We start from the raw sequence: 23359 nt of genomic DNA on the forward strand, positions 1-23359 counted from the left end.
CCATGAGAGGAACACGCACCAATTTCTATAACCTGGCCTGGCGTTGGCACTTTTATGCGGGGCTGTTCGTGGCCCCGTTCATGATCCTGTTGGCGATCACCGGGATCATCTACCTGTTCAAGCCGCAGCTCGACCCGCTGCTGTACCGCAACCTGATGGTGGTCGAAGCCGGCCACCACCGACAGGGCGCCGATGCGATGCTGGCGGAAGTGCGCCAGGCTTACCCCAAAGGCCACGTCGGCCAGTACCTGCCGCCCATCAACGCCGAGCGCAGTGCGCAGTTCGTGGTGCATGACAGCGGGCGCGAACTGAACGTGTTCGTCGATCCGTACAGCGGCAAGGTCCTCGGCGAGCAGGACGCCAAGCAGAACCTGCAGGCCATTGCCCGCGCCCTGCATGGCGAGCTGATGGTCGGCACGGTCGGTGACCGCCTGGTGGAGCTGGCCGCAGGCTGGGGCATCGTGCTGGTGGTGTCGGGCCTGTACCTCTGGTGGCCACGCGGGCGCAATGGCGCTGGCGTGCTATGGCCACGGCTGTCGGCACGCGGCCGGTTGTTCTGGCGCGACCTGCACGCGGTTACCGGCTTCTGGGGCTCGGCCTTGCTGTTGCTGATGCTGGTCAGCGGCATGACCTGGACCGGGCTTTGGGGCAAGCAGTACGCCGATTTGTGGAACCGTTTCCCGGCAGCCATGTGGAACGACGTGCCCAAGTCGGACCAGCAGGCGGGTGAGCTTAATAGTGCCCACCGCCAGACCGTGCCCTGGGCGGTGGAAAACACGCCGATGCCGCAGTCCGGCGCACACGCCGAACACGCCGGGCACCACATGATGTCGGACATGCCCGCAGCGCCCCAGGTGAGCGTGCAGCAGGTCGAAGACATCGCCACCTCCCGCCAGGTCGAGCCGGGCTACAGCATTACCCTGCCGACCACGGCAGACGGTGTGTTCACCATTGCCGTGTTCGCCGACGACCCTCGCAACGACGCCACCCTGCATGTCGACCAGTACACCGGCAAGGTCCTGGCCGATGTGCGCTGGCAGGACTACAGCCCGGTCGCCCGCGCCACCGAGCTGGGGGTGATGCTGCATGAGGGCAAGATGTTCGGGGCGTTCAACCAGATCATCATCCTGCTGGTGTGCCTGATGATTCTGCTGGGGTCGGTGAGCGGGCTGGTGATGTGGTGGAAGCGCCGGCCTGAAGGCGGGCTGGGTGTGCCGCCGCTGCGCCATGACCTGCCGCGCTGGAAGGCGGCGGTGGGGGTGATGCTGGTGCTGGGGCTTATGTTCCCGTTGGTGGGCGTATCGATGGTGGTGATGTGGGTGGTGGACAGCCTGGTGGTGCGCCGCCGTCGGGAGCTGGCCAGCGCCTGAGCCCTGCATAACCTGCACTGGCCTCTTCGCGGGCTTGCCCGCGAAGAGGCCGGCGAAGGTGTCGAACTTTTCCTACTGAAGCACGGCTGCCATCTGAAAATCGTGGCGATCTGTCGCGATCTCGAATTGGAACGCCCGTGTTAGCCTAGCCGGCGACTTTCAAGGGAATGCAGCTTATGACCGCAATTTCACCAAAACCACAAGAAGAGCAGCACCTGCAACGCAACCTGACCAACCGCCACATCCAGCTGATCGCCATCGGCGGCGCGATCGGTACCGGCCTGTTCATGGGCTCGGGCAAGACCATCAGCCTGGCGGGCCCGTCGATCATCTTCGTCTACATGATCATCGGCTTCATGTTGTTTTTCGTCATGCGCGCCATGGGCGAACTGCTGCTGTCGAACCTCAACTACAAATCGTTCATCGACTTCTCGGCCGACCTGCTCGGCCCCTGGGCCGGTTACTTCACCGGCTGGACCTACTGGTTCTGCTGGGTGGTCACCGGTATCGCCGACGTGGTCGCCATCGCCGCCTACACACAGTTCTGGTTCCCCGACCTGCCGCAGTGGATACCGGCGCTGACCTGCGTAGGGCTGCTGCTGTCGCTGAACCTGGTGACGGTAAAAATGTTCGGCGAGATGGAGTTCTGGTTCGCCCTGGTCAAGATCATCGCCATCCTCGGCCTGGTCGCTACCGGCCTGTACATGGTCATCACCGGCTTCACCTCGCCCAGCGGGCGCACTGCACAGCTGGCCAACCTGTGGAATGACGGCGGCATGTTCCCCCATGGGCTGATGGGTTTCTTCGCCGGTTTCCAGATCGCCGTGTTCGCCTTCGTCGGTATCGAGCTGGTGGGCACCACCGCCGCCGAAGCGAAAAACCCGGAGCGCACCCTGCCGCGGGCGATCAACTCGATCCCGATCCGCATCATCGTGTTCTATGTGCTGGCGCTGATCGCGATCATGGCCGTCACCCCATGGCGCGACGTGGTCCCGGGCAAGAGCCCGTTCGTCGAGCTGTTCGTGCTGGCCGGCCTTCCAGCGGCGGCCAGCATCATCAACTTCGTGGTACTGACCTCGGCGGCCTCGTCGGCCAACAGCGGCGTGTTCTCCACCAGCCGCATGCTCTTCGGCCTGAGCCAGGAGGGTGATGCACCCAAGGCGTTCGAGAAGCTTTCGAGCCGCTCGGTGCCGGCCAACGGCCTGTACTTCTCCTGCACCTGCCTGCTGCTCGGTGCAGTGCTGATCTACCTGGTGCCGAACGTGGTCGAGGCGTTCACCCTGGTGACCACGGTTTCGGCGGTGCTGTTCATGTTCGTGTGGACGCTGATTTTGCTGTCGTACCTGAAGTACCGCAAAAACCGCGCGGCGCTGCATCAGGCGTCGAAGTACAAGATGCCGGGCGGGCGCTTCATGTGCTACGTGTGCCTGGTGTTCTTTGCCTTCATTCTGGTGTTGCTGAGCCTGGAGGCAGACACGCGTTCAGCGCTGGTGGTAACGCCGATCTGGTTCGTATTGCTGGCGGTGACCTATCAGTTTGTACGCAGCAGGCGCCATCCGCGTTCGGCTGTGCGCAACGGCTGATAGCCTCGGGGGCTGCTCTGCAGCCCCAATCCTGTGCACATCAATGTCCCAGGCACCAACCTGGACCTCGCAAACGCCCCAACACCTCGCACAACCCCTCTATTACGCCCATTTCGCCACTAGGCACACCCCTTGCAACGCCCCTCCCCGCTTGCCCAACACTCTAAAAAACTCAGCGGAGAGAGCACATGAAGCGTCGCAGTCTGATCAAGGCTTTTACCCTCAGCGCATCGATTGCGGCGATGGGCCTGAGCTGGAGCATCCAGGCCGCCGAGACCATCAAGGTTGGCATCCTGCATTCGCTGTCGGGGACCATGGCCATTTCCGAGACCTCGCTCAAGGACATGGCGCTGATGACCATCGACGAGATCAACGCCAAGGGCGGCGTGAACGGCAAGATGCTCGAACCGGTGGTGGTCGACCCGGCCTCCAACTGGCCGCTGTTCGCTGAAAAGAGCCGCCAGCTGCTGACCCAGGACAAGGTCGCGGTGGTGTTCGGCTGCTGGACCTCGGTGTCGCGCAAGTCAGTGCTGCCAGTGTTCGAAGAGCTCAACGGCCTGCTCTTCTACCCGGTGCAGTACGAGGGTGAAGAGATGTCGCCGAACGTGTTCTACACCGGCGCCGCCCCCAACCAGCAGGCCATTCCTGCCGTCGAATACCTGATGAGCGAAGACGGCGGCAGCGCCAAGCGCTTCTTCCTGCTGGGCACCGACTACGTCTACCCGCGCACCACCAACAAGATCCTGCGCGCTTTCCTGCACAGCAAAGGCGTGGCCGACAAGGACATCGAAGAGGTGTACACGCCGTTCGGCCACGCCGATTACCAGACCATCGTTGCCAACATCAAGAAGTTCTCCGCCGGCGGCAAGACGGCGGTGATTTCCACGGTCAACGGCGACTCCAACGTACCGTTCTACAAAGAACTGGCCAACCAGGGCCTGAAGGCCACCGACGTGCCGGTGGTGGCGTTCTCGGTGGGCGAAGAAGAGCTGCGCGGCATCGACACCAAACCGTTGGTGGGGCACCTGGCAGCGTGGAACTACTTCGAGTCGGTGGATAACCCGGTGAACCAGAAGTTCGTCGCCGACTGGAAGGCCTACGCCAAGGCCAAGGGCCTGCCAGGCGCTGACAAGGCGGTGACCAACGACCCGATGGAAGCCACCTACGTGGGCATCCACATGTGGGCGCAGGCCGCCGAGAAGGCCAAGTCCACCGACGTCGACAAGGTACGTGAAGCACTGGCCGGGCAGAGCTTCAAGGCACCGTCGGGCTTCACCCTGACCATGGACAAGACCAACCACCACCTGCACAAGCCGGTGATGATCGGCGAGATCCAGGATGACGGGCAGTTCAGTGTGGTGTGGGAAACCGAGCAGCCGCTGCGGGCGCAGCCTTGGAGCCCGTTCATTCCAGGGAATGACAAGCGACCTGACTACGCAGTGAAAGGTAACTGAGTGCACTGGGGCCGCTATGCGGCCCATTCGCGGGCTTGCCCGCTCCCACAGGTCCCCACTGCCCTCTGGACCAGTGAAATACCTGTGGGAGCGGGCAAGCCCGCGAAGAATCCACCACTGTATTCCAGGATTGCCCGCATGCTCAGAATGCTGCTCACCCTGCTTCTGCTACTCCCCATGGCCACCCAGGCCAGCGAGGGCGAATTCTTCCTCACCGCCAAGCCCGCCGAGCAGGCCCGCCTGCTCGAAAGCTGGGCGGCGCAACCCGATGCCGCGCGCCTGCCACTGCTCGACAACCTGCGCCAGGGCCGCATTGCCACTGACGACACCCGCAAGGTGCGCCTGAACAACCGCCTGCGCGGCCTGATCGACAACGCCCTGGCCAGCCACCAGCTGCTCAGCGACAACAGCGAAACGCGCCTGGCCGCCGCCCAGCAACTGCAAAAAAGCGCACAGCCCGCGCAAATGGCCTTCCTCGACCGGCGCTTCGCCAGCGAGCCGGATGCCGCCGTGCACGCCGCCATCGGCCTGGCCCTGGCCAACCTGCAACTGGGCGCCAGCGAACCGGCAGTACGCCTGGCCGCCGTGCGCCTGCTGGGCGAAACCGGTGACCCGCTGGCCCGCACCCGCCTCGAAGCGCTGCTGCAACCCAACGCTGAAGCCGACCCGGGCGTGCGCACCGCTGCCGAAACCAGCCTGGCCCAGGTCAAACGCAAGCTGCTGGTGGGCGAACTGCTCGGCCAGGCCTTCAGCGGCCTGTCGCTAGGCTCGATCCTGCTGCTGGCGGCGCTCGGCCTTGCCATCACCTTCGGCCTGCTCGGGGTGATCAACATGGCCCACGGCGAGATGCTGATGCTCGGCGCCTACAGCACCTATATGGTCCAAGTGCTGGTGCAGCGCTATGCCCCGGGCGCCATCGAGTTCTACCCGCTGATTGCCCTGCCGGTGGCCTTCGCAGTGAGTGCCGGGGTCGGCATGGCGCTGGAACGCACCGTGATCCGCCACCTGTACGGCCGCCCGCTGGAGACCCTGCTGGCCACCTGGGGCATCAGCCTGATGCTGATCCAGGCCATCCGCCTACTGTTTGGCGCGCAGAACGTCGAGGTGAGCAACCCGGCGTGGCTCTCGGGTGGCATTCAGCTGCTGCCCAACCTGGTGCTGCCGTACAACCGCCTGGTGATCATCGGCTTCGCCCTGGCCGTGGTGCTGCTCACCTGGCTGCTGCTCAACCGCACACGGCTGGGCCTGAACGTGCGCGCAGTCACCCAGAACCGCAACATGGCCGCCTGCTGCGGCGTGTCCACCGGGCGCGTCGACATGCTTGCCTTCGGTTTGGGTTCTGGCATCGCCGGGCTTGGTGGCGTGGCCCTGAGCCAGGTCGGCAACGTCGGCCCGGACCTGGGCCAGAGCTACATCATCGACTCGTTCCTGGTGGTGGTGCTGGGCGGTGTCGGGCAGCTGGCCGGCAGCCTCTGGGCCGCGTTCGGCCTTGGCATCGCCAACAAGCTGCTGGAGCCGCAGATCGGTGCCGTGCTCGGCAAGATCCTCATCCTTGCGTTGATCATTCTGTTTATCCAGAAGCGCCCGCAAGGCCTGTTCGCCCTCAAGGGACGGGTAATCGACTGATGAACCAGCCACTGCTTGTCACCGCTACGCAAAAGGCCGGGCCGCGCCTGACCCTGGCCATCGGCGCCATCGTCGTGCTGCTGTTGCTGGCCCTGCCGCTGTTGTCGCTGCTGCCGGCGGATCACGCGCTGCAGGTGTCGGCGTACACCCTGACCCTGGTCGGCAAGATCCTCTGCTACGCCATCGTCGCCCTGGCCCTGGACCTGGTCTGGGGCTATGCCGGCCTGCTGTCGCTGGGGCACGGCCTGTTCTTCGCCCTGGGCGGCTACGCCATGGGCATGTACCTGATGCGCCAGGCGGCGGGTGACGGCCTGCCGGGGTTCATGACTTTCCTGTCATGGACCGAGCTGCCGTGGTACTGGGCCGGTACCCAGCATTTCGCCTGGGCCCTGTGCCTGGTGGTGCTGGCGCCCGGCTTGCTGGCACTGGTGTTCGGCTGGTTCGCCTTCCGCTCGCGGATCAAGGGCGTGTACTTCTCGATCATGACCCAGGCCCTGACCTTTGCCGGCATGTTGCTGTTCTTCCGCAACGAAACCGGCTTTGGCGGTAACAACGGCTTCACCAGCTTCCGCACCATCCTCGGCTTCGACATAGCCGCCCAAGGTACCCGCGCGGTGCTGTTCCTGCTCACTGTCGGCCTGCTGCTGGCCAGCCTGTACCTGTGCTGGCGCCTGACCCGCAGCAAGTTCGGCCGCCTGCTCACCGCCGTGCGCGACGCCGAAAACCGCCTGATGTTCTGCGGCTACGACCCACGCGGTTTCAAGTTGCTGGTGTGGGTGCTCAGCGCCGTGCTGTGCGGCCTGGCGGGCGCGCTGTATGTGCCGCAGGTGGGCATCATCAACCCCAGCGAAATGTCGCCGACCAACTCCATCGAAGCCGCCGTGTGGGTAGCCTTGGGCGGGCGCGGCACGCTGATCGGCCCGCTGCTCGGCGCCGGCCTGGTCAATGGCATGAAAAGCTGGTTCACCGTGGCCTTCCCGGAGTTCTGGCTGTTCTTCCTCGGCGCGCTGTTCATCCTTGTCACCCTGTACCTGCCCAAGGGCGTGGTCGGCCTGTTGAAGAAAAGGAGCCAGCCATGAGAGGCGTGCCCCCGGTACACCCTGAGTTCATGCTCGAACCGGTGTTCGACACCCTCGGCAGTGGTCGCGAAGCGATCGGCCTGGGCCAAAGCCGCAAGGCCGGCCTCGACACCCGCCACGGCACGGTGCTGAGCCTGGAGGACATCAGCGTCAGCTTCGACGGTTTCAAGGCTCTCAATGGGCTGAACCTGTATATCGGCGTGGGCGAACTGCGCTGCATCATCGGCCCCAACGGCGCCGGCAAGACCACGATGATGGACGTGATCACCGGCAAGACCCGCCCCGACACTGGCAGCGCCTACTTTGGCGACACCCTCGACCTGACCCGCATGAGCGAATACCAGATCGCCCAGGCCGGCATTGGCCGCAAGTTCCAGAAGCCCACGGTGTTCGAGGCACTGACGGTGTTCGAAAACCTGGAGCTGGCGCTGAAGACCGACAAGTCGGTGTGGGCCAGCCTGGCCGCGCGCCTGGGTGGCGAGCAGCGCCAGCGCATCGAAGAAGTGCTGACCACCTTGCGCCTGCTGCCCCTGGCCCAGCGCCAGGCCGGCTTGCTGTCGCACGGGCAGAAGCAGTTTCTAGAGATTGGCATGCTGCTGGTGCAGGAGCCGCAATTGCTGCTGCTAGATGAGCCGGTGGCCGGCATGACCGATGCCGAGACCGAGTTCACCGCCGAGCTGTTCAAGGGCCTGGCTGGCAAGCATTCGCTGATGGTGGTGGAGCATGACATGGGCTTTGTCGGCAGCATTGCCGACCATGTGACCGTGCTGCACCAGGGCAGTGTGCTGGCAGAAGGGTCGCTGGAGCAGGTGCAGGCGGATGAGCGGGTGGTCGAGGTGTATCTGGGCCGCTAGACATTGAAGCCTGTACCGGCCCTATCGCCGGCAAGCTTTGCGCTTCACCTGTGGCAGCTGGCAAGCCCGCGAAAGGGCCAGTACAGGCACAGTAACTCTTTCAGGAACACTCACATGCTCAAGATCGACACCCTGCACCAGTACTACGGCGGCAGCCACATCCTGCGCGGCCTGTCCTTCGAAGCCAAGGTCGGCGAAGTCACCTGCCTGCTGGGCCGCAATGGCGTGGGCAAGACCACCCTGCTGCGCTGCCTGATGGGCCTGGTACCCGCCCGTGACGGCAGCATCGAATGGGAGGGCAAGCCGATCACCAGCCTCAAGCCCCAGCAACGGGTCCAGGCCGGCATCGCCTACGTGCCCCAGGGTCGTGAAATCTTCCCGCGCCTTACCGTCGAGGAAAACCTGCTGATGGGCCTGTCACGCTTCCCGGCCCGTGAGGCCCGCGAAGTGCCCGCCTTCATCTACGAACTGTTCCCGGTGCTGGAGCAAATGAAACAGCGCCGTGGCGGCGACCTGTCTGGCGGCCAGCAGCAACAGCTGGCCATCGGCCGCGCCCTGGCCAGCCGCCCACGGCTGCTGATTCTCGACGAGCCCACCGAAGGTATCCAGCCCTCGGTGATCAAGGAGATCGGCGCGGTCATCCGCCGCCTGGCCCAGCGTGGCGACATGGCGATCCTGCTGGTGGAGCAGTTCTACGACTTTGCCGAAGAACTGGCCGACCAGTACCTGGTCATGGCCCGTGGCGAGATCGTGCAACATGGCCGCGGCGAAAACATGCAAGCCGAAGGTGTGCGCGGGCTGGTAACCATTTAATCTGCGAGCAACGACCCTGCGAGACGCTGTCATGAGTTACGAAATCCGCGACGCCCTGCCCACCGACGTGCCGGGCATCCTCGACATCTACAACGACGCGGTGCGCAACACCACGGCGATCTGGAACGAAACGCCGGTTGACCTCGGCAACCGTCAGGCTTGGTTTGAAGCGCGGGCGCAGCAGGGGTATCCCATTTTGGTGGCAGTGGATGAGACGGGTGTATTGGGGTATGCCTCGTTTGGCGACTGGCGGCCGTTTGAAGGGTTTCGTAACACCGTTGAGCACTCGGTGTATATCCGCGCAGACCAGCGTGGCAAAGGGCTGGGGCCGGTGTTGATGGCAGCGCTGGTGGAGCGTGCGCGCGGGTGTGGCAAGCATGTGATGGTGGCGGCCATCGAGAGTGGCAATGCGGCGTCGGTGCGCCTGCATGAGCGGCTGGGCTTCGTGGTGACCGGGCAGATGCCGCAGGTGGGGGTGAAGTTTGGCCGCTGGCTGGACCTGACCTTCATGCAGCTGGTACTGAACCCCGGAGCCGAACCCAACTGAGCACTTAGGCCTGACGCGATCCCTGTAGGAGCGGCCTTGTGCCGCTCCTACAGGGGACGATGCAGCGTTTACATCTGGGTAAACCTGCCCAGCCGCTGGCGCAGCATGGTGTTCTCGCTGCGCAACTGCTGCACTTCCTGCAACAGCTCCAGCGCCAGCGCCACCCCTTCCCACTCCAGTTCCAGCTCCTGGTGCAGCTTCGCCGCGCGCTTGGCCACCAACGGCGCCTGATCGTCGAACAACCAGTCCTCAGGCGTTCGCCCGGAGGGTTCGACAATGCCGTGTTCGACGATCTCGATCACGCAGTCCGCCGTGACATCGGCTTCCTGACACAAGGTACGCATGTCCAGTTGAACGATCAGGGTGCTGCTCATGATCACTTACTCCATTGTGTCCTCGGGTTGAACGCCGCTTTCTCGGAAAGCTTGGCCCACAATTCGCGGGCAGCCTCGTCGGAGGTCGGCGGCATGACCACTTTCAGTTGCGCATAAAGGTTGCCGCGCTCGCCGCTCTTGTTCGCCAGGCCCTTGCCCGGTACACGCAGGCGCTGGCCGCTCTGGCTGTCGGGGCGGATGGTCAGGTTGATCTTGCCTTCCAGGGTCGGCACCGCAACCTTGGTGCCCAGCGCCGCCTCCCACGGTGCCAGCGGCACAGTGATGATCAGGTCATGTCCTTCGACATCGAACAGCGGGTGCGGTGCCATGCGGATGGTCAGGAACAGGTCACCATTGGCCCCACCACCGCTGCCTGGCGCGCCTTGGCCCTTGAGGCGGATACGCTCACCGTCGGTCACACCGGCCGGGATCTTCACGTTCAGGGTCTTGGTGGTGAAGCCGGTGCGTTGGCCCAAGGCATTGGTTTGCGGCACCTGGAAGCTGATCTGCTTGGACTCCTTGCTCAGGGTCTCTTCAAGGAACACAGCCAGTTCAAGCTCCACATCCTGCCCTCGCCTGCCGGCACTGCGTTGCTGCTGCCGGGCACCACCGAAGGGGTTGCCACCCCGTCCACCGAAGACCGAACTGAAGAAGTCGGAGAAGTCGCCGCCCTCGAAGCCGCCGCCACCGCCACGGCTCTCCCAGCCCGGTGGTGCCTGGAACGGCCGGCCATGTTGGCCGCCGTACTTGCGAATTTCGTCGAACTCGGCACGTTTTTGCGCGTCGCCCAGCACTTCGTAGGCCTCGTTGGCCTCCTTGAACTTGTCCTCGGCGTCGCGCTCCTTGCTGACATCGGGGTGATACTTGCGCGCAAGCTTGCGGTACGCGGCCTTGATCGCCTTGTCGTCCGCCGTGGGCTCTACGCCGAGTATCTTGTAATAGTCTTTGAAGTCCATCTGTGGATCACCAATGTGAATGTGCGTGTTGCAACAGAAGATAGGGGTCAAGCATAGCCTTTCAAGACCGCCTTGGGTTTGCGCCATGGCAGACGACTGGTCTTGATTCTGTAGCCAAGTGGCATAAACTGCGCGGCCGTTTTCCTTCCGGAAGCTGATTTCCCATGTCTGACGTATCCCCGGCCCGCGCCCTGGGCATCGACTTTGGCACCTCCAACTCCACGGTCGGCTGGCACCGCCCTGGCGTGGAGTCGCTGATTGCCCTGGAAGACGGCAAGATCACCTTGCCTTCGGTGGTGTTCTTCAATATCGAAGAGCGGCGCCCGGTGTATGGCCGCCTGGCACTGCACGAATACCTGGAAGGCTACGAAGGCCGCCTGATGCGCTCGTTGAAGAGCCTGTTGGGCTCCAAGCTGATCAAGCACGACACCAGCGTGCTGGGCAGTGCCCTGCCGTTCAAGGACCTGCTGGGCATGTTCATCGGTGAGCTGAAAAAGCGCGCCGAAACCGCCGCTGGCCGCGAATTCGACCAGGTGGTGCTGGGCCGCCCGGTGTTCTTCGTCGACGAAGACCCGGCTGCCGACCAGGAGGCCGAGGACACCCTGGCCGACGTGGCGCGCAAGATCGGCTTCAAGGATGTGTCGTTCCAGTACGAGCCGATTGCTGCGGCCTTCGACTACGAGTCGGGCATCAGCCGTGAAGAACTGGTGCTGATCGTCGACATCGGTGGTGGTACTTCGGACTTCACGTTGATCCGCCTGTCGCCCGAGCGCCACCTGATCGCCGAACGCCAAAGCGACATTCTCGCCACCGGCGGCGTGCACATCGGCGGTACCGACTTCGACAAGCAGCTGAGCCTGCAAGGCGTGATGCCGCTGTTCGGCTACGGCAGCCGCATGAAAAGCGGCGCGCTGATGCCCACCAGCTATCACCTTAACCTGGCCACCTGGCACACCATCAACACCCTGTACTCGCAGAAGTCGCAGCTGGCGCTGGGCAGCATGCGCTATGACATCGAGGACAGTTTCGGCATCGACCGCCTGTTCAAGCTGATCGAGCAGCGCGCCGGGCACTGGCTGGCGATGGAAGTGGAGGCCAGCAAGATCGAGCTGACCGAGCAAGACAGCCGCCACATCGACCTGCGCCGTGTCGAGCCCGAACTGACCGCAGCGCTGACCCGTGCGCTGTTCGAAGAGGCGATCGAAGGCCTGCTGGAGCGCGTGCGCGGCAGTGTGACCGAGCTGCTGGCCAAGGCTGGCGTGAGCGAAAGCCAGGTTGACACAGTGTTCTTCACGGGCGGTTCCAGCGGCATTCCGGCGCTGCGCAACAGTGTGTCGGCGATGTTGCCGAATGCGCGGCATGTGGAAGGCAACATCTTTGGCAGCATTGGTAGCGGCCTGGCCATCGAAGCCCGCAAGCGTTACGGCGCAGCCTGAGCCATTTTTGGGGCTGCTTTGCAGCCCCGGCAATCTGTCAGACCAGCTCTTCGCGCTTCAGCTCACTCTTCAGGTAGGCATAGTAGATCGGCCCCGCCACCACGCCGGGCAGCCCGAATGCCGCCTCGAACACCAGCATCGCCAGCAGCAGTTCCCAAGCCTTGGCACTGATCTGCCCGCCAACGATCCGCGCGTTGAGGAAGTACTCGACCTTGTGGATGACGATCAGGTAACCCAGCGCTGCCGCCGCCACCCAGATCGACAGCGACAGGCCGACAATGGTGATCAGGGTGTTGGACATCAGGTTGCCGATCACCGGCAGCAAGCCCAGCAGGAAGGTCAGCACGATCAGCGTCTTGGTCAGCGGCAGGTGCACGCCGAACAGCGGCATCACCACCGCCAGGAAGATGCCGGTAAAGGCCGTGTTGAGCAGCGAGATCTTGATTTGCGCGAACACGATGTTGCGAAACGCCTTCACCAGCAGGTTCAGCCGTTCGAACAGCGCTGCCGCCAGAGGCTTGCGCCGGGAAACATCGGGGATGCGCTGCAAGGCGATGATCGCGCCGAGGATCATGCCGATCAGCAGCGTCACGAACATGTGTGCCATGCCCTTGCCCACCAGTTGCAAGTCGCTCAGGTGGCTCTTGATCCAGTCACCGATGGCCACCTTGAACTCAGCGGCACTGGCGGGCAGGTAGCCCTCGATGAAGGGCGGCAGCTGACCGCGGGCACGCTCCACCAGGGCCATGAACTTGTCCAGCGAGGCGCCGGGGTTTTCCGCCTCGTGCAACAAGAAGCTGAAGGCACCGGCAATCAACAGCGTCAAGGTAATGACCACCAACGTACCGAGCAGCGCTACGGCCAGCCAGCGCGCGCGTTGGCCGGCCAGTAGCGGTTGCAGGCGCGGGGTCAGCATGTTGACCAGTTCGAACACCAGCAGGCCGGCCAGCAGGCTGGGCAACAACTTCAGCGGCAAAGCCAGCAGCAGGCCAGCCATGACGATGATCAGGCTGGCCAGAGTGATCTGACGGGGGGTAAAGGTCATACAGCCTCGACGGCAGACAGCGGGAATGCCCGCAGTCTGCCAGCCTTGGCGGCGCAGGCATAGGCGCAGGTCATTTCTTCTTCAGGCAGTCGCTCATGTACGCCTTGCGCTCGTCACCCTTCAGGGCTTTGGTGGTGGCGTCGGCGTTGCAGGTCTTCATCTTCTCCTGCTGGGTTTGTGGCACGTCCTTCTTCAGGCAGGTGCTCATGAAGGCTTTTCGTTCATCGCCCTTCAGGGCTTTGGTAGTGGCGTCGGCGTTGCAGGTTTTCATTTTTTCCTGCTGCGCGGTATTGGCCGCGAAGCCTTGGGCGCTGAACAACACCGCCAACACCAGCAATGGAATTTGCAGCACTTTCATGGAGTGGTCTCCTTGGCTCCGTGCCCGACGCACGGGGGTCGAGCAGAGTGTAGCCAAGAATTTCAGCGCCCCGCCCGGGCCTGCCGACGGTACTGCTCGGGGGTGCACTGGGCCTGGCGCTGGAACATGGCGATGAACGCCGACGCGCTGCTGTAGCCAAGGTCGAAAGCAATCGCCTGAATCGGCAGGCCAGCCTCCAGCGCTTCGATGGCACGCAGAAAACGCAGGCGCACGCGCCATTCGCCAAAACTGATGCCCAGTTCGCGCAAGAACTGGCGGGCCAGGGTGCGTTCGCTGACATGCACGCGGGCGGCCCAATCGGCCAGCGGGCGGTTGTCACCGGGCTCGGCACCGAGGCCATCGAGTACCTGGCGCAGGCCATCGCTGTGGGCAAACGGCAGGTAGCAGGCCTGGGTGGGCGCCAGCAGCAACTGGTCGAGCAGTACCTGCACCAGGCGCTGGTCGCGCTCGTCCTCGGCCACCTTCAGGTCACGCCGGGCGAAGTCGCCAAGGATGGCCTTGAGGATATCGCTGATCATCAGGCTGCACGGTTGCTGCGGCAGGGCTGTGCACAGGCTGCGGTCGAGATAGATGGAGCGGTAGACGATGGCCTGCGGGTTGTAGCAGCCATGGGCGGTGTCGGGCGGTACCCAAACAGCGTATTGCGGCGGTGACAGAAAACGTTGGCCGGCCACATCCAGGTGCATCACGCCGTGAGCGGAGTAGTTGAGCTGGCCCCAGGCGTGGCAGTGCACGGCGCTGTGGGTGTCGGCAACGAACTCGTCGTGGCGGAAGTACACCGGGGCCGGCAGTTGGGTGAATTGGGGGATATCCAGGAGTTTGCGCGGCATGCTGTCTGCTTTGCGGGGTGGGTTGTCTGGATAGGAGTATAGGCTTATGAACAGACAGTTGATAATGGCTGGTACCGGGGCCGGCAGCCACATCGAGCCCCTGTAGGAGCAGCCTTGTGCTGCGAAGAGGCCGGCACCGTCATGAAAGATCTTTCGCCCACACAGGCCCTTTCGCAGCACAAGGCTGCTCCTACAGGGACCGCGCAAGCAGTACGACTCGCCCCAAAACCGCCATACCGAGTACCTGCAACATGAATTACCTGTTCCCCCTCACCGCCATCCTCATCTGGGCCGGCAACACCGTGGTCACCAAGATGTCCGCTGGCGCCATCCACCCTGCCGAAATCGGCTTCTACCGCTGGCTGCTGGCCGGCTTGCTGTTCACGCCGTTCCTGTTGCCCGCCGTGTGGCGCAACCGCGCAGCCATTCGCCCGCACCTGGGCAAAGTGTTCGTGCTGGGCGTGCTGGGCATGGCGATGTACCAGAGCCTGGCCTACTTCGCCGCCGGCATCACCAGCGCCACCAACATGGGCATCATCCTCTCGCTGATGCCGCTGATGTCGCTGGCGCTGTCCATCGCCTGGCTGGGCCAGCGCCTGAGCTACGGCGCCCTGCTGGGGGCGGTGGTGTCATTTTTCGGCGTGCTGGAAGTGGTCAGTGCCGGCTACCCCGCCAGCCTGCTGGAACAGGGCCTGAACGGCGGCGACCTGTTGATGCTGGTGGCCACCCTGGCCTACGCGCTGTACAGCTTTCTGCTGAAGAAATGGCAGTTGCGCCTGCCACCGCTGCAGTTGCTGTACTTGCAGGTGCTGGTGGCAATCGTGGTGCTGCTGCCGCTGTACCTGCTGTCGGAAAAGACGGGCCTGCACAGCCATAACATCGGCCTGGTGCTGTACGCCTGCGTGCTGGCTTCGATGATCGCGCCGCTGCTGTGGATGCAGGCCGTGCACCGCCTGGGCCCAAGCCGCACCACGCTGTTTTTCAACCTGCTGCCGCTGGTCACCGCACTGATCGCCGCCGTGGTGCTGGACGAGCAACTGGCCAGTTACCACTTGGTCGGCGGCGTGCTGACCCTGGTCGGTGTGGTGCTGGCTGAGCGCTGGACCACGCCGATACGCCGCTAAAGCCCGGCTGCCTTGAGCCGGGCTGCATGCTCGGTGAACAGCCGCACCGGCTCGGCGCCCTTGCCCACGGCGCCGAGCGACTGGTTGACGATATCCAGGTGATCAAGTGGATAGTCATCGCCGATCACCTGCCCCAGGTGCGAACTGAAACGCCCGACCATGCCGTCGCACTGGCCCTTTTCCTTGACGAAGCTGCGCGCGAACAGGCGGCAGAAGCGGTTGCTGCCGTCAAAGCGGTTGCGCCCCTGGTCAGTCAACCCGGGCTGCAAGGTGCCGGACCACGAGTAGTAGCGCACGCCATTGACCTCATAGGCCCCTTCCCCGCCCCAAGTGTTAGGCAGGCCCTGTGGATAAGCCTGGTTGAACAGCGCGACCCCGGCGCTGGTCAGCGCCTGGTGCGAGGCATGCACATCGACCGGCAGCGGGTCGCGGCGCCAGCCGGTTTCCAGCCACACCAGCAACACGGCAAAGCCATGCAGCACGGCCTTCAGGATACGCCCTTGGGGTGAATGGCCCGGTGCCGTGCGATCAAGGTGGTCGGCCAGTTCCGAGCCGTGATTGGGGCCGGCCACCGAGGTGACCGAAGCCACCCGACCAGGCCGCTTGGCCGCTGCGTAACGGGCGCTCAGGGCGCCCTGGCTGTGGCCGATGAGGTTGACCTTGTCGGCGCCGGTGCGCTGGCAGATGTCTTCGATGATCGCCAGCAACTGCTCGCCGCGCACCTCGCTGGAATGCAGCGGCGAAACCTGCACCGGGAACACCTGCGCCCCGCCCTTGCGCAGGGCAGGCACGATGCCGAACCAGTAGGGGTAGAGCACTAGCCGGACAAACCCGAGCATGCCCGGCACCAGCACCAACGGGTATCGCGTGGCCAATTCCTGCTGCATTGCCCCAGCCCCTTTCCGTGGACGACCGGCCAACACTACAGCGCCAATCATGACCATCGCAATCGAACTCCCGGCGCGCGCTGTGGTTCCAAACCACACAGACCCTTTGCAAGGAGCGGGACCATGTACAAGCAGACCCTGGCAATCCTTCTGGCAAGCGCCACCTTGGCCGCCTGCGGCAGCCGCCCGGAAAACCCGGTGGACTACGTCACCTACCGCGACGAACCGCTGGTCAAGCAGGTGGAGCACGGCATGACCATGCAGAAGGTCATCGCCATCGGCGGCAGCCCGTCGAACGTGATCGACCTGCCGCACGGGGGTACCTGCAACGACTACATCCTCAACCGTGACGGCAAGCAACAGCCCTACTACGTGCGCTTCGATGCCACCGGCCACGTCGATGCCAAAGGGTTCAAGACCTGTAAACAACGCCAAGAGGACAGCGACGCCGTCCCCGGCGCGTAAGCCTGCGTCACCACCCTGACCCTGATCCGCCTGGAGATAAACATGAGCAACGTTGAACTGACCGATGTGAAAACCCTGCGCGAACGTGCCCGCCAGCATGTGGAGCAAGGCGCGGTGACCGAGGGTTACCACGCCGACCGTCAGGAAATCCTGCGCCTGCTAAATGAATCGCTGGCCACCGAGCTGGTCTGCGTGCTGCGCTACAAGCGCCACTACTTCATGGCCAGTGGCATCAAGGCCAGCGTGGCTGCCGAGGAATTTCTGGAGCATGCAAACCAGGAAGCCGAACATGCCGACAAGCTGGCCGAGCGCATCGTGCAGTTGGGCGGCGAGCCGGATTTCAACCCCGATAACCTGACAAAAAACTCCCATGCCCAGTACGTGGCGGGTAATTCGTTGAAGGAGATGGTGCTGGAAGACCTGGTGGCTGAGCGGATTGCCATTGATAGCTACCGCGAGATCATCCAGTACATCGGCGACAAGGACCCGACCACCCGACGCATCTTCGAAGACATCCTGGCCCAGGAAGAAGAGCACGCGGACGACATGTCCGACCTGCTGCAAGGGCTGTAATCGCTAGGCTGCTTTGCAGCCCATTCGCGGCACAAGGCCGCTCCTACAGGGGTAAGCGATCCCTTGTAGGAGCGGCCTTGTGCCGCGAATGGGCCGCAGAGCGGCCCCCGCTATTTCCGCCCTTTCACTGCAGCCGGCGCCTTGCCCGCCTTCATCTGCTGCAACAGCGGCGTGCACTGGTTGGGATCATCCCCGCTGCTGGGCGCAATCAGCGCCAGCAACCCCGCTGCCGGCCCGGCCACCACACCCAGCGCCACCATTCCCGCCCCGCGCAGTGCCAGCGGCAACGCCTGCACGCCGGCATTGGGCTTGGCAAACGGCCCGCGCACATACAGCGGCGAACGCAGCGAGAACAGCCGCAGGCCTTTCGATTCCGGGGTCACCTTCAAGTCCAACTGCTCGGAGGCAAAATTGGCCGTGCCGTTGATGTAGATGATCGCGTTCTCGGTATCGAAGATGAACAGCCGCGTAGTCGCCAGGCCATCCTTGATACCCACATCAGCCGCCGCGCAATTGATCTTCACATCCTCATCACCAAACAGCTTGCCGACCACATAGTTGCCCACGTTCAAGCCGGCGATCTCCATCAGGCTGCGGCTGATCGCGCCATCGTTGATCAGCATGCGCAGGTCGCCATTGGCCGTCCCCAGCAAGGCCGCAACCGAATTGCCGCGGCCGCTGATGTCGGCATCGCCGTTCAGCTCGCCAAAGCTGGTCTGCATCGGCGCAAAAGTGGGGAACAGCTGCTTGAGCTTAAAGCCCCGGGCAGTCAATTGGGCGCGGCCCTGCAAAGGCACGCTGCGACCATCCAGACGGATTTTGGAGGCCAGGTTGCCGCCGGCCACACCAAAACGCAGGGGCTCCAGACGCAGCAGGCCGTCCTCAAGCATCACATGGGCCGAAAGGTCGTTGAACGGCAGTTGCGTGCTGTGCACGATGCGCTTGCCGGCAAAGGTGACGTCGGCGTCCATCGCGCGCCAGCGCTCTGTGCGAAATTCTTCAACCGGCAGCACCTTGCCCGTCGGCTGCTTGCTGGCACCACCACGTGCCTTCTGCTCGGCGTTGGAGTCGGCGCCGATCAGTGGCGCCAGGTCCTTGAACAGCAACTGGTTGGACACCAGGTTGCCGGACAGCTTGGGCCGTGGCTGGCTGGCGACGAAGGCCAGGTCGCCGTGGATGTCGCTGTCACCGATCTTGCCGTTGAAGCCCTGGTAGTTGAACGTTGCGCCTTGCGGCGCATGCAGGTTGGCGCTGAGGCGGCCGTCGGTCGAGTAGGCCGGGGTATCTGGCAGGGTTACCCCGGTCAATGGGTAGAGGTTACCCAGGCTGGCACCGGACAGGCGAAGGCGTAGGTCGAGCGCGCCGAGGTTGCGCGGGTCGGTCAGGGTGCCGGCGAGCACTACATGGGTGTCGGCGATGCGCACGTCGGCTTGCAGCGGAAAAGGCTGGCTGGCGTCCTGCAGGGCCAGCAGGCCGCCGATCTTGCCGGTGCCGGACACCGGCTGGCCTTTGTAGCGGCCTTGGGCCTTGAGCCCGAAGGCGTAATCCTGTGCACCACCGGCCTTCTCCGCGCTGGCCTTGCCGACAATGTCGCTGAACGGGATCGGCTTGCCCAGCGGGTCGATCTGCACCTTCATGCTGGTTTTCAGGGTCTGGTCGTCGAAGCTGACATTACCCTGGTCGAAACCGATCGCACCGATATCCAGCTGCCATTTGGACGGTTCTGCGTTTTCATCCTTGGGGCCGAAGTCGAACGTCCAGTTGGCACGGCCATCGGCCAGGCGGGTGAGGCTGGCAGTGGGCTTGGTCAGGTCGATGCGCGGGATGCTGATCTGCTGGAACAGCAGCGGCAACGGCGCCAGGCGGAACTCCACGCGCTCCAGGCCGACCATCTTGGGTTCCTTGAGCCAGTCCGGGTTGCCCAGGGTCAGGTCCTCGGCAATAAAATGCGGCCATGGCACCCAGGCACGCCAGCCACCCTCTTCAGGCTCGGTGCGCCAGTGAACGGCCAGGTTGCCGTTGATTGCGAAGGGCCGGTGCAGGGCCTCGGAAACCTTTTCGTTGAGCAGGGGTTTTACGCGGTTCCAGTCGAAGGTGGCGATCACCACCACCAGAATCGCCAGCAGGGTTAACAGGGTGGCGAGGGCCCAGAGGAGGATTCTGGCGGGACGCGTCATTGCGTGATTCTCCTTGCGGTATGGCACAAAACGGGTGCAGCGATGGCAGTCAATATGTCGGACTGTGGAAAACCCGTGGGGTTTTATCGAGAGCGCCATGATAGCGAAGTTTTCCTGGCCTTTTGCTCAGCAATACGTCGCGCCAAGCGATGCCTGCTACCCGGCAACAGCCCAACCAAAATCGTCATCACCCGACCTGTATGGCGCTGCCTAGAGCGCTTGCAAACCTCTATCAATGCGGTCGATTGTTACCATTACCCGTATGAACTTCTCTCTGGCGTTACCGAGCGTAGCATTGGCTCCGTACCCACTTTCCAGCCCCCGAGAGGAGCACCGAAATCATGAAACGCCACCTGCTGACCCTGACCCTGTCCATCCTGGCTGCCAATGCTTTTGCCCTGCCAGCCGACGAACAACACCTGACCGCCGAATCCCGCTCCAGCGCTGCCGAAATCGCCCAGCCGCTGAAAACCGTTGCCGAAGGGGGCTCTGACCGCCTGATCGAACGCAGTGGCCGTGTTGCCGAAGGTGGCTCGGATCGCCTGATCGAACGCACTGGCCGCGTCGCTGAAGGTGGCTCGGATCGCCTGATCGAACGCACTGGCCGCGTCGCTGAAGGTGGCTCGGATCGCCTGATCGAACGCAGTGGCCGCGTCGCTGAAGGTGGCTCGGATCGCCTGGTTGAACTCAGCCGTGTGAGCTGATCGCCATGGCCGAAAAGAACAACCTGAGTCACAACGCGTGCTCCCCTCCAGGCCCGGTCCATTGACCGGGCTTTGTTTTTTTATCTAGAGTGCCCAGCCTTACCGCCACAGAAGCCCGCACCATGCTGCCGCGCGCCGAACAGAAACTACAGACCCGCCAGGCCCTGCTCGATGCCGCCTGCCTGCTGATGGAGAGTGGCCGTGGTTTCGGCAGTATCAGCCTGCGTGAAGTGGCGAAGACGGCCGGCATCGTGCCCACCGGCTTCTACCGGCATTTTCCCGACATGGACGCCCTCGGCCTGGCCCTGGTGGCCGAAATCGACACCACCTTCCGCCAGACCATCCGCCTGGTGCGCCAGAACGAATTCGAACTGGGCGGCATCACAGACGCTTCGGTGCGCATTTTCCTCGACGTGGTGGCTGCTCACCGCGCGCAGTTCCTGTTTCTGGCCCGCGAGCAATACGGTGGCTCACAGGCCGTGCGCCAGGCCATTGCCCGCCTGCGCCAGGACATCAGCGACGATCTGGCCACCGACCTGGCGCGCATGAAGCGCTGGCAGCACCTGGACAACGCCGCGCTGTCAGTGATGGCCGACCTTGTGGTGAAGACTGTGTTCGCGACCCTGCCCGAGCTTATCGACAGCCCCGAATCGGGTTATCCACAGGCGCTGACGGCGCAGGAAAAGATCACCCAGCAATTGCGCTTCATCTTCGTCGGCGCGCGGCATTGGCAAGGGCTCGGCAACCCGGGCTGATGGGCCGGCACAGGCTACCGAAAACCCCAGTTCTGCTACCATGGCGCCCTGCCCGACAGCGACGAGCGCCGAAATGTCCAACCCCCGCCCCACCCTGCCTGAACTGGCCCGCTTCAACCAGCACTTCGCCGAATGCATCGTGCCGTTGTGGCAAGGCCCAGGCTGGAATGCCGACATGGCCCTGCCCTACGAGGCGCTAGACGCCAAGCACCAACCGTTGCCGGCGCAGCGCTACCGGGCCATGGCCTGCGCCCGCCAGCTGTACCTGTTCAGCAGCCGTATCGGGCAACCGGGCGCGGCCGAGCGCGCGGCGGCGTTGTTCCGCTCGCTGCAAAAGCACTTCCACGATGCCGAGCACGGTGGCTGGTTCTACAGCATCGACGCCCAAGGCAAGCCGCTGGACCGGCGCAAGGACCTGTACACCCACGCATTCATCGTCTTTGCCTGCGCGCACTACTGGGGCAAGGTGCGCGAAAGCCTGGTGGAATCCACCCTGAACGCTGCGCTGGGCATCATCGACCAGCAATTCGCCCGTGACGATGGCCTGTACGAGGCCAGCCTGGGCGAAGACTGGGCTGACCTGGGCAGCGGCCCGCTGCAGAACCCACAGATGCACCTGGCCGAGGCGTTCCTGCAGGTGCTGGCGGTGCGCGTTGATGAACATACCCAGCAGTCGCTGCTGCAGTTGTGTGAAGCGCTGCAGGCGCACTTCGTCGAACCAGCCCATGGCCTGATGCTGGAAAAGCCACGCGGGGCTGTGGATAACTGGTTCGAGCCGGGGCATCAGTTCGAGTGGTTCTACCTGCTGCACACCTCACCGCTACTGCGTGACACGCCACTGCATGCATCCATTGACCGGGCGTTCGGCTTTGCCGAGCAGTTCGGGGTGAAGAATGGGGCAGTGTTGGCAATGCTGGATGTGGATGGCCGGGTGCTGGATGCCACGCAACGCATCTGGGCCCAGGCGGAGTACCTGCGGGCGCTGGTGCTGCGCGCGGGGAGTGAGGCGAAGCTGGTTGACCAGTTGCAGGCGCTGCAAGCGCGGTTCTTGCGCGAAGCGGGCTGGTATGAGTGCCGAGATGGTGAGGGCAACGTCAGCCGACATGATATGCCTTCTACTACGCCCTACCATCTGGCGACTTGCCTGGAAGGGTTGCAGCGCCTGAGCTGACGCTTTCGCAGCACAAGGCTGCTCCTACCGAAACCTGCGCAATGCCTGTAGGAGCAGCCTTGTGCTGCGAATGGGCCGCAAAGCGGCCCCACTTTCCTGAATCAGCCCTTGACCGAACGGTCGATGGAGAACCCTGCCCAATCCTGGCTCACCGGCATCAGCTCCAGGCTGTTGATGTTGATGTGCGCTGGCTGGTTGAGGATCCAGAAGATGGTCTCGGCAATGTCCTGCGGCTGGATCGGCTCGGCACCCGCGTAAGTGGCGTCGTACTTGGCCTGGTCACCGCCGAACCGCACCAGCGAGAACTCGCTCTCGCACAGGCCCGGCTCGATGTTGCTCACGCGCACACCAGTGCCGCGCAGGTCGCAGCGCAGGCTTAGCGAGAACTGGCCGACGAAGGCCTTGGTGCCGCCATACACGTTGCTGCCCGGGTACGGGTAGTTGCCCGCCACAGAACCTACGTTGAGGATCGACGCGCCGCGACCGTGGGCGATCAGGCGTGGCAGCAGCAGGCGGGTGGTGTACATCAAGCCCTTGATATTGGTGTCGACCATGGTTTCCCAGTCGTCCAGGCTGCAGTTCTGCGCCGCATCCACACCCAGTGCCAGGCCGGCGTTGTTGACCAGGCCGCGAATCTTCTCGAACCCGGCCGGCAAGCTGGCGATGGCCTGCTCCATGGCCTTGCGGTCACGCACGTCGAGCACCAGGGCGTGGACCTCGGTCTTGGCCGACAGCTCTGCGCACAGGGCATCCAGGCGCTCCTTGCGGCGGCCAGTGAGCACCAGCTTCCAGCCAGCTTCGGCAAAGCGGCGGGCGGTGGCCTCGCCGAAACCGGAAGTGGCGCCAGTGATGAATACGGTGGACGTCATGCTCTGTTCCTCACGGTAGGTTGTCATCGGCAGCTTTGCAGCATGCCCGCGCCGCGCGCGGGCAGCAAGCCGTTCAGGGCGCTGTACATTTTTTGTACATGTCCGGCAAACCCTTGCGGCAGAAGGCTCGGCGCCAGCTATGCGCATGTTATCCACAAGGCTTTCCCCACAGATTGGGGGCAACTCGTCCACAGTGCGGAACCCTTTCAGCGTTGGGTGGTCGGTGGATATCTTTTCGTTGAGGATGCAAAGCTTTCAAGCATGCAGCCTGCAGCAGTCTGTCCAAGG

At 63.7% G+C, this 23359-nt stretch carries 23 protein-coding genes; 15 read left to right on the plus strand and 8 right to left on the minus strand.

The annotated features are described in order from the left end of the window. Positions 1 to 2 precede the first annotated feature (2 nt). The 8 genes from SB765_RS21280 (at position 3) to SB765_RS21315 (ending at position 9326) form a co-directional block, all read left to right on the plus strand. Positions 3 to 1370 (plus strand): PepSY-associated TM helix domain-containing protein, encoded by a 1368-nt coding sequence (locus SB765_RS21280; RefSeq protein WP_410931863.1) that lies wholly within the window; start codon positions 3 to 5, stop codon positions 1368 to 1370. A 176-nt stretch (positions 1371 to 1546) separates the two neighbouring features. Then, positions 1547 to 2953 carry a D-serine/D-alanine/glycine transporter gene (cycA, locus tag SB765_RS21285; protein ID WP_016501840.1) on the plus strand — a complete coding sequence of 469 codons (1407 nt, stop codon included), beginning with the start codon at positions 1547 to 1549 and terminating at the stop codon, positions 2951 to 2953. 188 nt (positions 2954 to 3141) lie between these two features. After that, positions 3142 to 4407: an urea ABC transporter substrate-binding protein gene (gene urtA / locus SB765_RS21290; RefSeq protein ID WP_016395201.1), complete on the plus strand. Its 1266-nt coding sequence runs from the start codon at positions 3142 to 3144 to the stop codon at positions 4405 to 4407. 138 nt (positions 4408 to 4545) lie between these two features. After that, positions 4546 to 6033, plus strand: a complete 1488-nt coding sequence (gene urtB / locus SB765_RS21295) for an urea ABC transporter permease subunit UrtB (protein WP_410931864.1) — start codon at positions 4546 to 4548, stop codon at positions 6031 to 6033. Then, positions 6033 to 7112, plus strand: a complete 1080-nt coding sequence (gene urtC / locus SB765_RS21300; protein ID WP_258654149.1) for an urea ABC transporter permease subunit UrtC — start codon at positions 6033 to 6035, stop codon at positions 7110 to 7112. The genes urtB and urtC overlap by 1 nt, the downstream gene beginning before the upstream one ends. Continuing rightward, on the plus strand, positions 7109 to 7966 hold the full coding sequence (gene urtD, locus SB765_RS21305) for an urea ABC transporter ATP-binding protein UrtD (RefSeq protein WP_338745388.1): 858 nt from the start codon (positions 7109 to 7111) through the stop codon (positions 7964 to 7966). The genes urtC and urtD overlap by 4 nt, the downstream gene beginning before the upstream one ends. Positions 7967 to 8080: 114 nt before the next feature. Further along, on the plus strand, positions 8081 to 8779 hold the full coding sequence (gene urtE / locus SB765_RS21310; RefSeq protein ID WP_043200837.1) for an urea ABC transporter ATP-binding subunit UrtE: 699 nt from the start codon (positions 8081 to 8083) through the stop codon (positions 8777 to 8779). A gap of 31 nt (positions 8780 to 8810) precedes the next feature. Continuing rightward, positions 8811 to 9326, plus strand: coding sequence for a GNAT family N-acetyltransferase (locus SB765_RS21315; RefSeq protein WP_410911950.1), 516 nt, complete (start codon positions 8811 to 8813; stop codon positions 9324 to 9326). 68 nt (positions 9327 to 9394) lie between these two features. Here the strand turns inward: SB765_RS21315 and SB765_RS21320 are convergent, their stop codons facing one another. Then, a complete protein-coding gene (locus tag SB765_RS21320; protein ID WP_016501846.1) occupies positions 9395 to 9700 on the minus strand; it encodes a chaperone modulator CbpM in 306 nt (101 codons plus the stop codon). Between the two features lie 2 nt (positions 9701 to 9702). Beyond that, positions 9703 to 10656: a curved DNA-binding protein gene (cbpA, locus tag SB765_RS21325; RefSeq protein WP_410911948.1), complete on the minus strand. Its 954-nt coding sequence runs from the start codon at positions 10654 to 10656 to the stop codon at positions 9703 to 9705. 164 nt (positions 10657 to 10820) lie between these two features. Between cbpA and SB765_RS21330 the strand changes: the two genes are divergently transcribed. Beyond that, the gene (locus SB765_RS21330) at positions 10821 to 12092 is read left to right on the plus strand and encodes an Hsp70 family protein (RefSeq protein WP_410931865.1); all 1272 of its coding nucleotides are present in this window, start codon (positions 10821 to 10823) and stop codon (positions 12090 to 12092) included. 37 nt (positions 12093 to 12129) lie between these two features. Here the strand turns inward: SB765_RS21330 and SB765_RS21335 are convergent, their stop codons facing one another. From SB765_RS21335 to SB765_RS21345, 3 genes are all read right to left on the minus strand, one after another. After that, positions 12130 to 13137 (minus strand): AI-2E family transporter, encoded by a 1008-nt coding sequence (locus tag SB765_RS21335; RefSeq protein WP_016501849.1) that lies wholly within the window; start codon positions 13135 to 13137, stop codon positions 12130 to 12132. A 70-nt stretch (positions 13138 to 13207) separates the two neighbouring features. Next, on the minus strand, positions 13208 to 13495 hold the full coding sequence (locus SB765_RS21340) for a PsiF family protein (RefSeq protein ID WP_341796891.1): 288 nt from the start codon (positions 13493 to 13495) through the stop codon (positions 13208 to 13210). Between the two features lie 62 nt (positions 13496 to 13557). Continuing rightward, positions 13558 to 14346: an AraC family transcriptional regulator gene (locus SB765_RS21345; RefSeq protein WP_341796892.1), complete on the minus strand. Its 789-nt coding sequence runs from the start codon at positions 14344 to 14346 to the stop codon at positions 13558 to 13560. 251 nt (positions 14347 to 14597) lie between these two features. Here SB765_RS21345 and SB765_RS21350 point away from each other — a divergent pair, with 251 nt between their 5' ends. Further along, entirely contained in the window at positions 14598 to 15470 is an 873-nt protein-coding gene (locus SB765_RS21350) for a DMT family transporter (RefSeq protein ID WP_341796893.1), read from the plus strand. On the opposite strand, the gene SB765_RS21355 is transcribed toward SB765_RS21350, so the two are convergent. Next, positions 15467 to 16357, minus strand: a complete 891-nt coding sequence (locus SB765_RS21355; RefSeq protein ID WP_341796894.1) for a triacylglycerol lipase — start codon at positions 16355 to 16357, stop codon at positions 15467 to 15469. The two genes, SB765_RS21350 and SB765_RS21355, sit on opposite strands and share 4 nt — an antisense overlap. 123 nt (positions 16358 to 16480) lie before the next feature. Here SB765_RS21355 and osmE point away from each other — a divergent pair, with 123 nt between their 5' ends. Next, the gene (gene osmE / locus SB765_RS21360; protein ID WP_016501854.1) at positions 16481 to 16822 is read left to right on the plus strand and encodes an osmotically-inducible lipoprotein OsmE; all 342 of its coding nucleotides are present in this window, start codon (positions 16481 to 16483) and stop codon (positions 16820 to 16822) included. A 42-nt stretch (positions 16823 to 16864) separates the two neighbouring features. Continuing rightward, entirely contained in the window at positions 16865 to 17395 is a 531-nt protein-coding gene (locus tag SB765_RS21365; protein ID WP_049274600.1) for a bacterioferritin, read from the plus strand. Between the two features lie 110 nt (positions 17396 to 17505). Here SB765_RS21365 and SB765_RS21370 read toward each other — a convergent pair whose 3' ends face one another. Then, a complete protein-coding gene (locus SB765_RS21370) occupies positions 17506 to 19572 on the minus strand; it encodes an AsmA family protein (RefSeq protein WP_410911943.1) in 2067 nt (688 codons plus the stop codon). Positions 19573 to 19913: 341 nt separating this feature from the next. Between SB765_RS21370 and SB765_RS21375 the strand changes: the two genes are divergently transcribed. The 3 genes from SB765_RS21375 to SB765_RS21385 all read left to right on the plus strand — a co-directional run bounded on the left by SB765_RS21375 (position 19914) and on the right by SB765_RS21385 (position 22202). Beyond that, complete coding sequence (locus tag SB765_RS21375; RefSeq protein ID WP_410931866.1) at positions 19914 to 20276, plus strand: hypothetical protein; 363 nt, start codon at positions 19914 to 19916, stop codon at positions 20274 to 20276. A 122-nt stretch (positions 20277 to 20398) separates the two neighbouring features. After that, positions 20399 to 21031, plus strand: a complete 633-nt coding sequence (locus SB765_RS21380) for a TetR family transcriptional regulator (RefSeq protein ID WP_410931867.1) — start codon at positions 20399 to 20401, stop codon at positions 21029 to 21031. A 73-nt stretch (positions 21032 to 21104) separates the two neighbouring features. After that, complete coding sequence (locus SB765_RS21385) at positions 21105 to 22202, plus strand: AGE family epimerase/isomerase (protein ID WP_341796897.1); 1098 nt, start codon at positions 21105 to 21107, stop codon at positions 22200 to 22202. Between the two features lie 101 nt (positions 22203 to 22303). Here the strand turns inward: SB765_RS21385 and SB765_RS21390 are convergent, their stop codons facing one another. Next, the gene (locus SB765_RS21390) at positions 22304 to 23071 is read right to left on the minus strand and encodes an SDR family oxidoreductase (RefSeq protein ID WP_341796898.1); all 768 of its coding nucleotides are present in this window, start codon (positions 23069 to 23071) and stop codon (positions 22304 to 22306) included. Positions 23072 to 23359 lie beyond the last annotated feature (288 nt).

The sequence above is a fragment of the Pseudomonas sp. SIMBA_067 genome (assembly GCF_046534675.1).
Classification (GTDB): domain Bacteria; phylum Pseudomonadota; class Gammaproteobacteria; order Pseudomonadales; family Pseudomonadaceae; genus Aquipseudomonas; species Aquipseudomonas putida.

Excerpts from the sequence above, each read along its gene's own strand:
- SB765_RS21350 (WP_341796893.1), top strand. The coding sequence starts at position 14,598 with ATGAATTACCTGTTCCCCCTCACCGCCATCCTCATCTGGGCCGGCAAC.
- SB765_RS21330 (WP_410931865.1), top strand. The coding sequence starts at position 10,821 with ATGTCTGACGTATCCCCGGCCCGCGCCCTGGGCATCGACTTTGGCACC.
- cbpA (WP_410911948.1), bottom strand. The coding sequence starts at position 10,656 with ATGGACTTCAAAGACTATTACAAGATACTCGGCGTAGAGCCCACGGCG.
- urtE (WP_043200837.1), top strand. The coding sequence starts at position 8,081 with ATGCTCAAGATCGACACCCTGCACCAGTACTACGGCGGCAGCCACATC.
- SB765_RS21280 (WP_410931863.1), top strand. The coding sequence starts at position 3 with ATGAGAGGAACACGCACCAATTTCTATAACCTGGCCTGGCGTTGGCAC.
- urtA (WP_016395201.1), top strand. The coding sequence starts at position 3,142 with ATGAAGCGTCGCAGTCTGATCAAGGCTTTTACCCTCAGCGCATCGATT.
- SB765_RS21340 (WP_341796891.1), bottom strand. The coding sequence starts at position 13,495 with ATGAAAGTGCTGCAAATTCCATTGCTGGTGTTGGCGGTGTTGTTCAGC.
- SB765_RS21385 (WP_341796897.1), top strand. The coding sequence starts at position 21,105 with ATGTCCAACCCCCGCCCCACCCTGCCTGAACTGGCCCGCTTCAACCAG.
- cycA (WP_016501840.1), top strand. The coding sequence starts at position 1,547 with ATGACCGCAATTTCACCAAAACCACAAGAAGAGCAGCACCTGCAACGC.
- urtC (WP_258654149.1), top strand. The coding sequence starts at position 6,033 with ATGAACCAGCCACTGCTTGTCACCGCTACGCAAAAGGCCGGGCCGCGC.
- SB765_RS21315 (WP_410911950.1), top strand. The coding sequence starts at position 8,811 with ATGAGTTACGAAATCCGCGACGCCCTGCCCACCGACGTGCCGGGCATC.
- SB765_RS21370 (WP_410911943.1), bottom strand. The coding sequence starts at position 19,572 with ATGACGCGTCCCGCCAGAATCCTCCTCTGGGCCCTCGCCACCCTGTTA.
- SB765_RS21345 (WP_341796892.1), bottom strand. The coding sequence starts at position 14,346 with ATGCCGCGCAAACTCCTGGATATCCCCCAATTCACCCAACTGCCGGCC.
- SB765_RS21375 (WP_410931866.1), top strand. The coding sequence starts at position 19,914 with ATGAAACGCCACCTGCTGACCCTGACCCTGTCCATCCTGGCTGCCAAT.
- SB765_RS21320 (WP_016501846.1), bottom strand. The coding sequence starts at position 9,700 with ATGAGCAGCACCCTGATCGTTCAACTGGACATGCGTACCTTGTGTCAG.
- urtD (WP_338745388.1), top strand. The coding sequence starts at position 7,109 with ATGAGAGGCGTGCCCCCGGTACACCCTGAGTTCATGCTCGAACCGGTG.
- SB765_RS21335 (WP_016501849.1), bottom strand. The coding sequence starts at position 13,137 with ATGACCTTTACCCCCCGTCAGATCACTCTGGCCAGCCTGATCATCGTC.
- SB765_RS21355 (WP_341796894.1), bottom strand. The coding sequence starts at position 16,357 with ATGCAGCAGGAATTGGCCACGCGATACCCGTTGGTGCTGGTGCCGGGC.
- SB765_RS21380 (WP_410931867.1), top strand. The coding sequence starts at position 20,399 with ATGCTGCCGCGCGCCGAACAGAAACTACAGACCCGCCAGGCCCTGCTC.
- osmE (WP_016501854.1), top strand. The coding sequence starts at position 16,481 with ATGTACAAGCAGACCCTGGCAATCCTTCTGGCAAGCGCCACCTTGGCC.
- SB765_RS21365 (WP_049274600.1), top strand. The coding sequence starts at position 16,865 with ATGAGCAACGTTGAACTGACCGATGTGAAAACCCTGCGCGAACGTGCC.
- SB765_RS21390 (WP_341796898.1), bottom strand. The coding sequence starts at position 23,071 with ATGACGTCCACCGTATTCATCACTGGCGCCACTTCCGGTTTCGGCGAG.
- urtB (WP_410931864.1), top strand. The coding sequence starts at position 4,546 with ATGCTCAGAATGCTGCTCACCCTGCTTCTGCTACTCCCCATGGCCACC.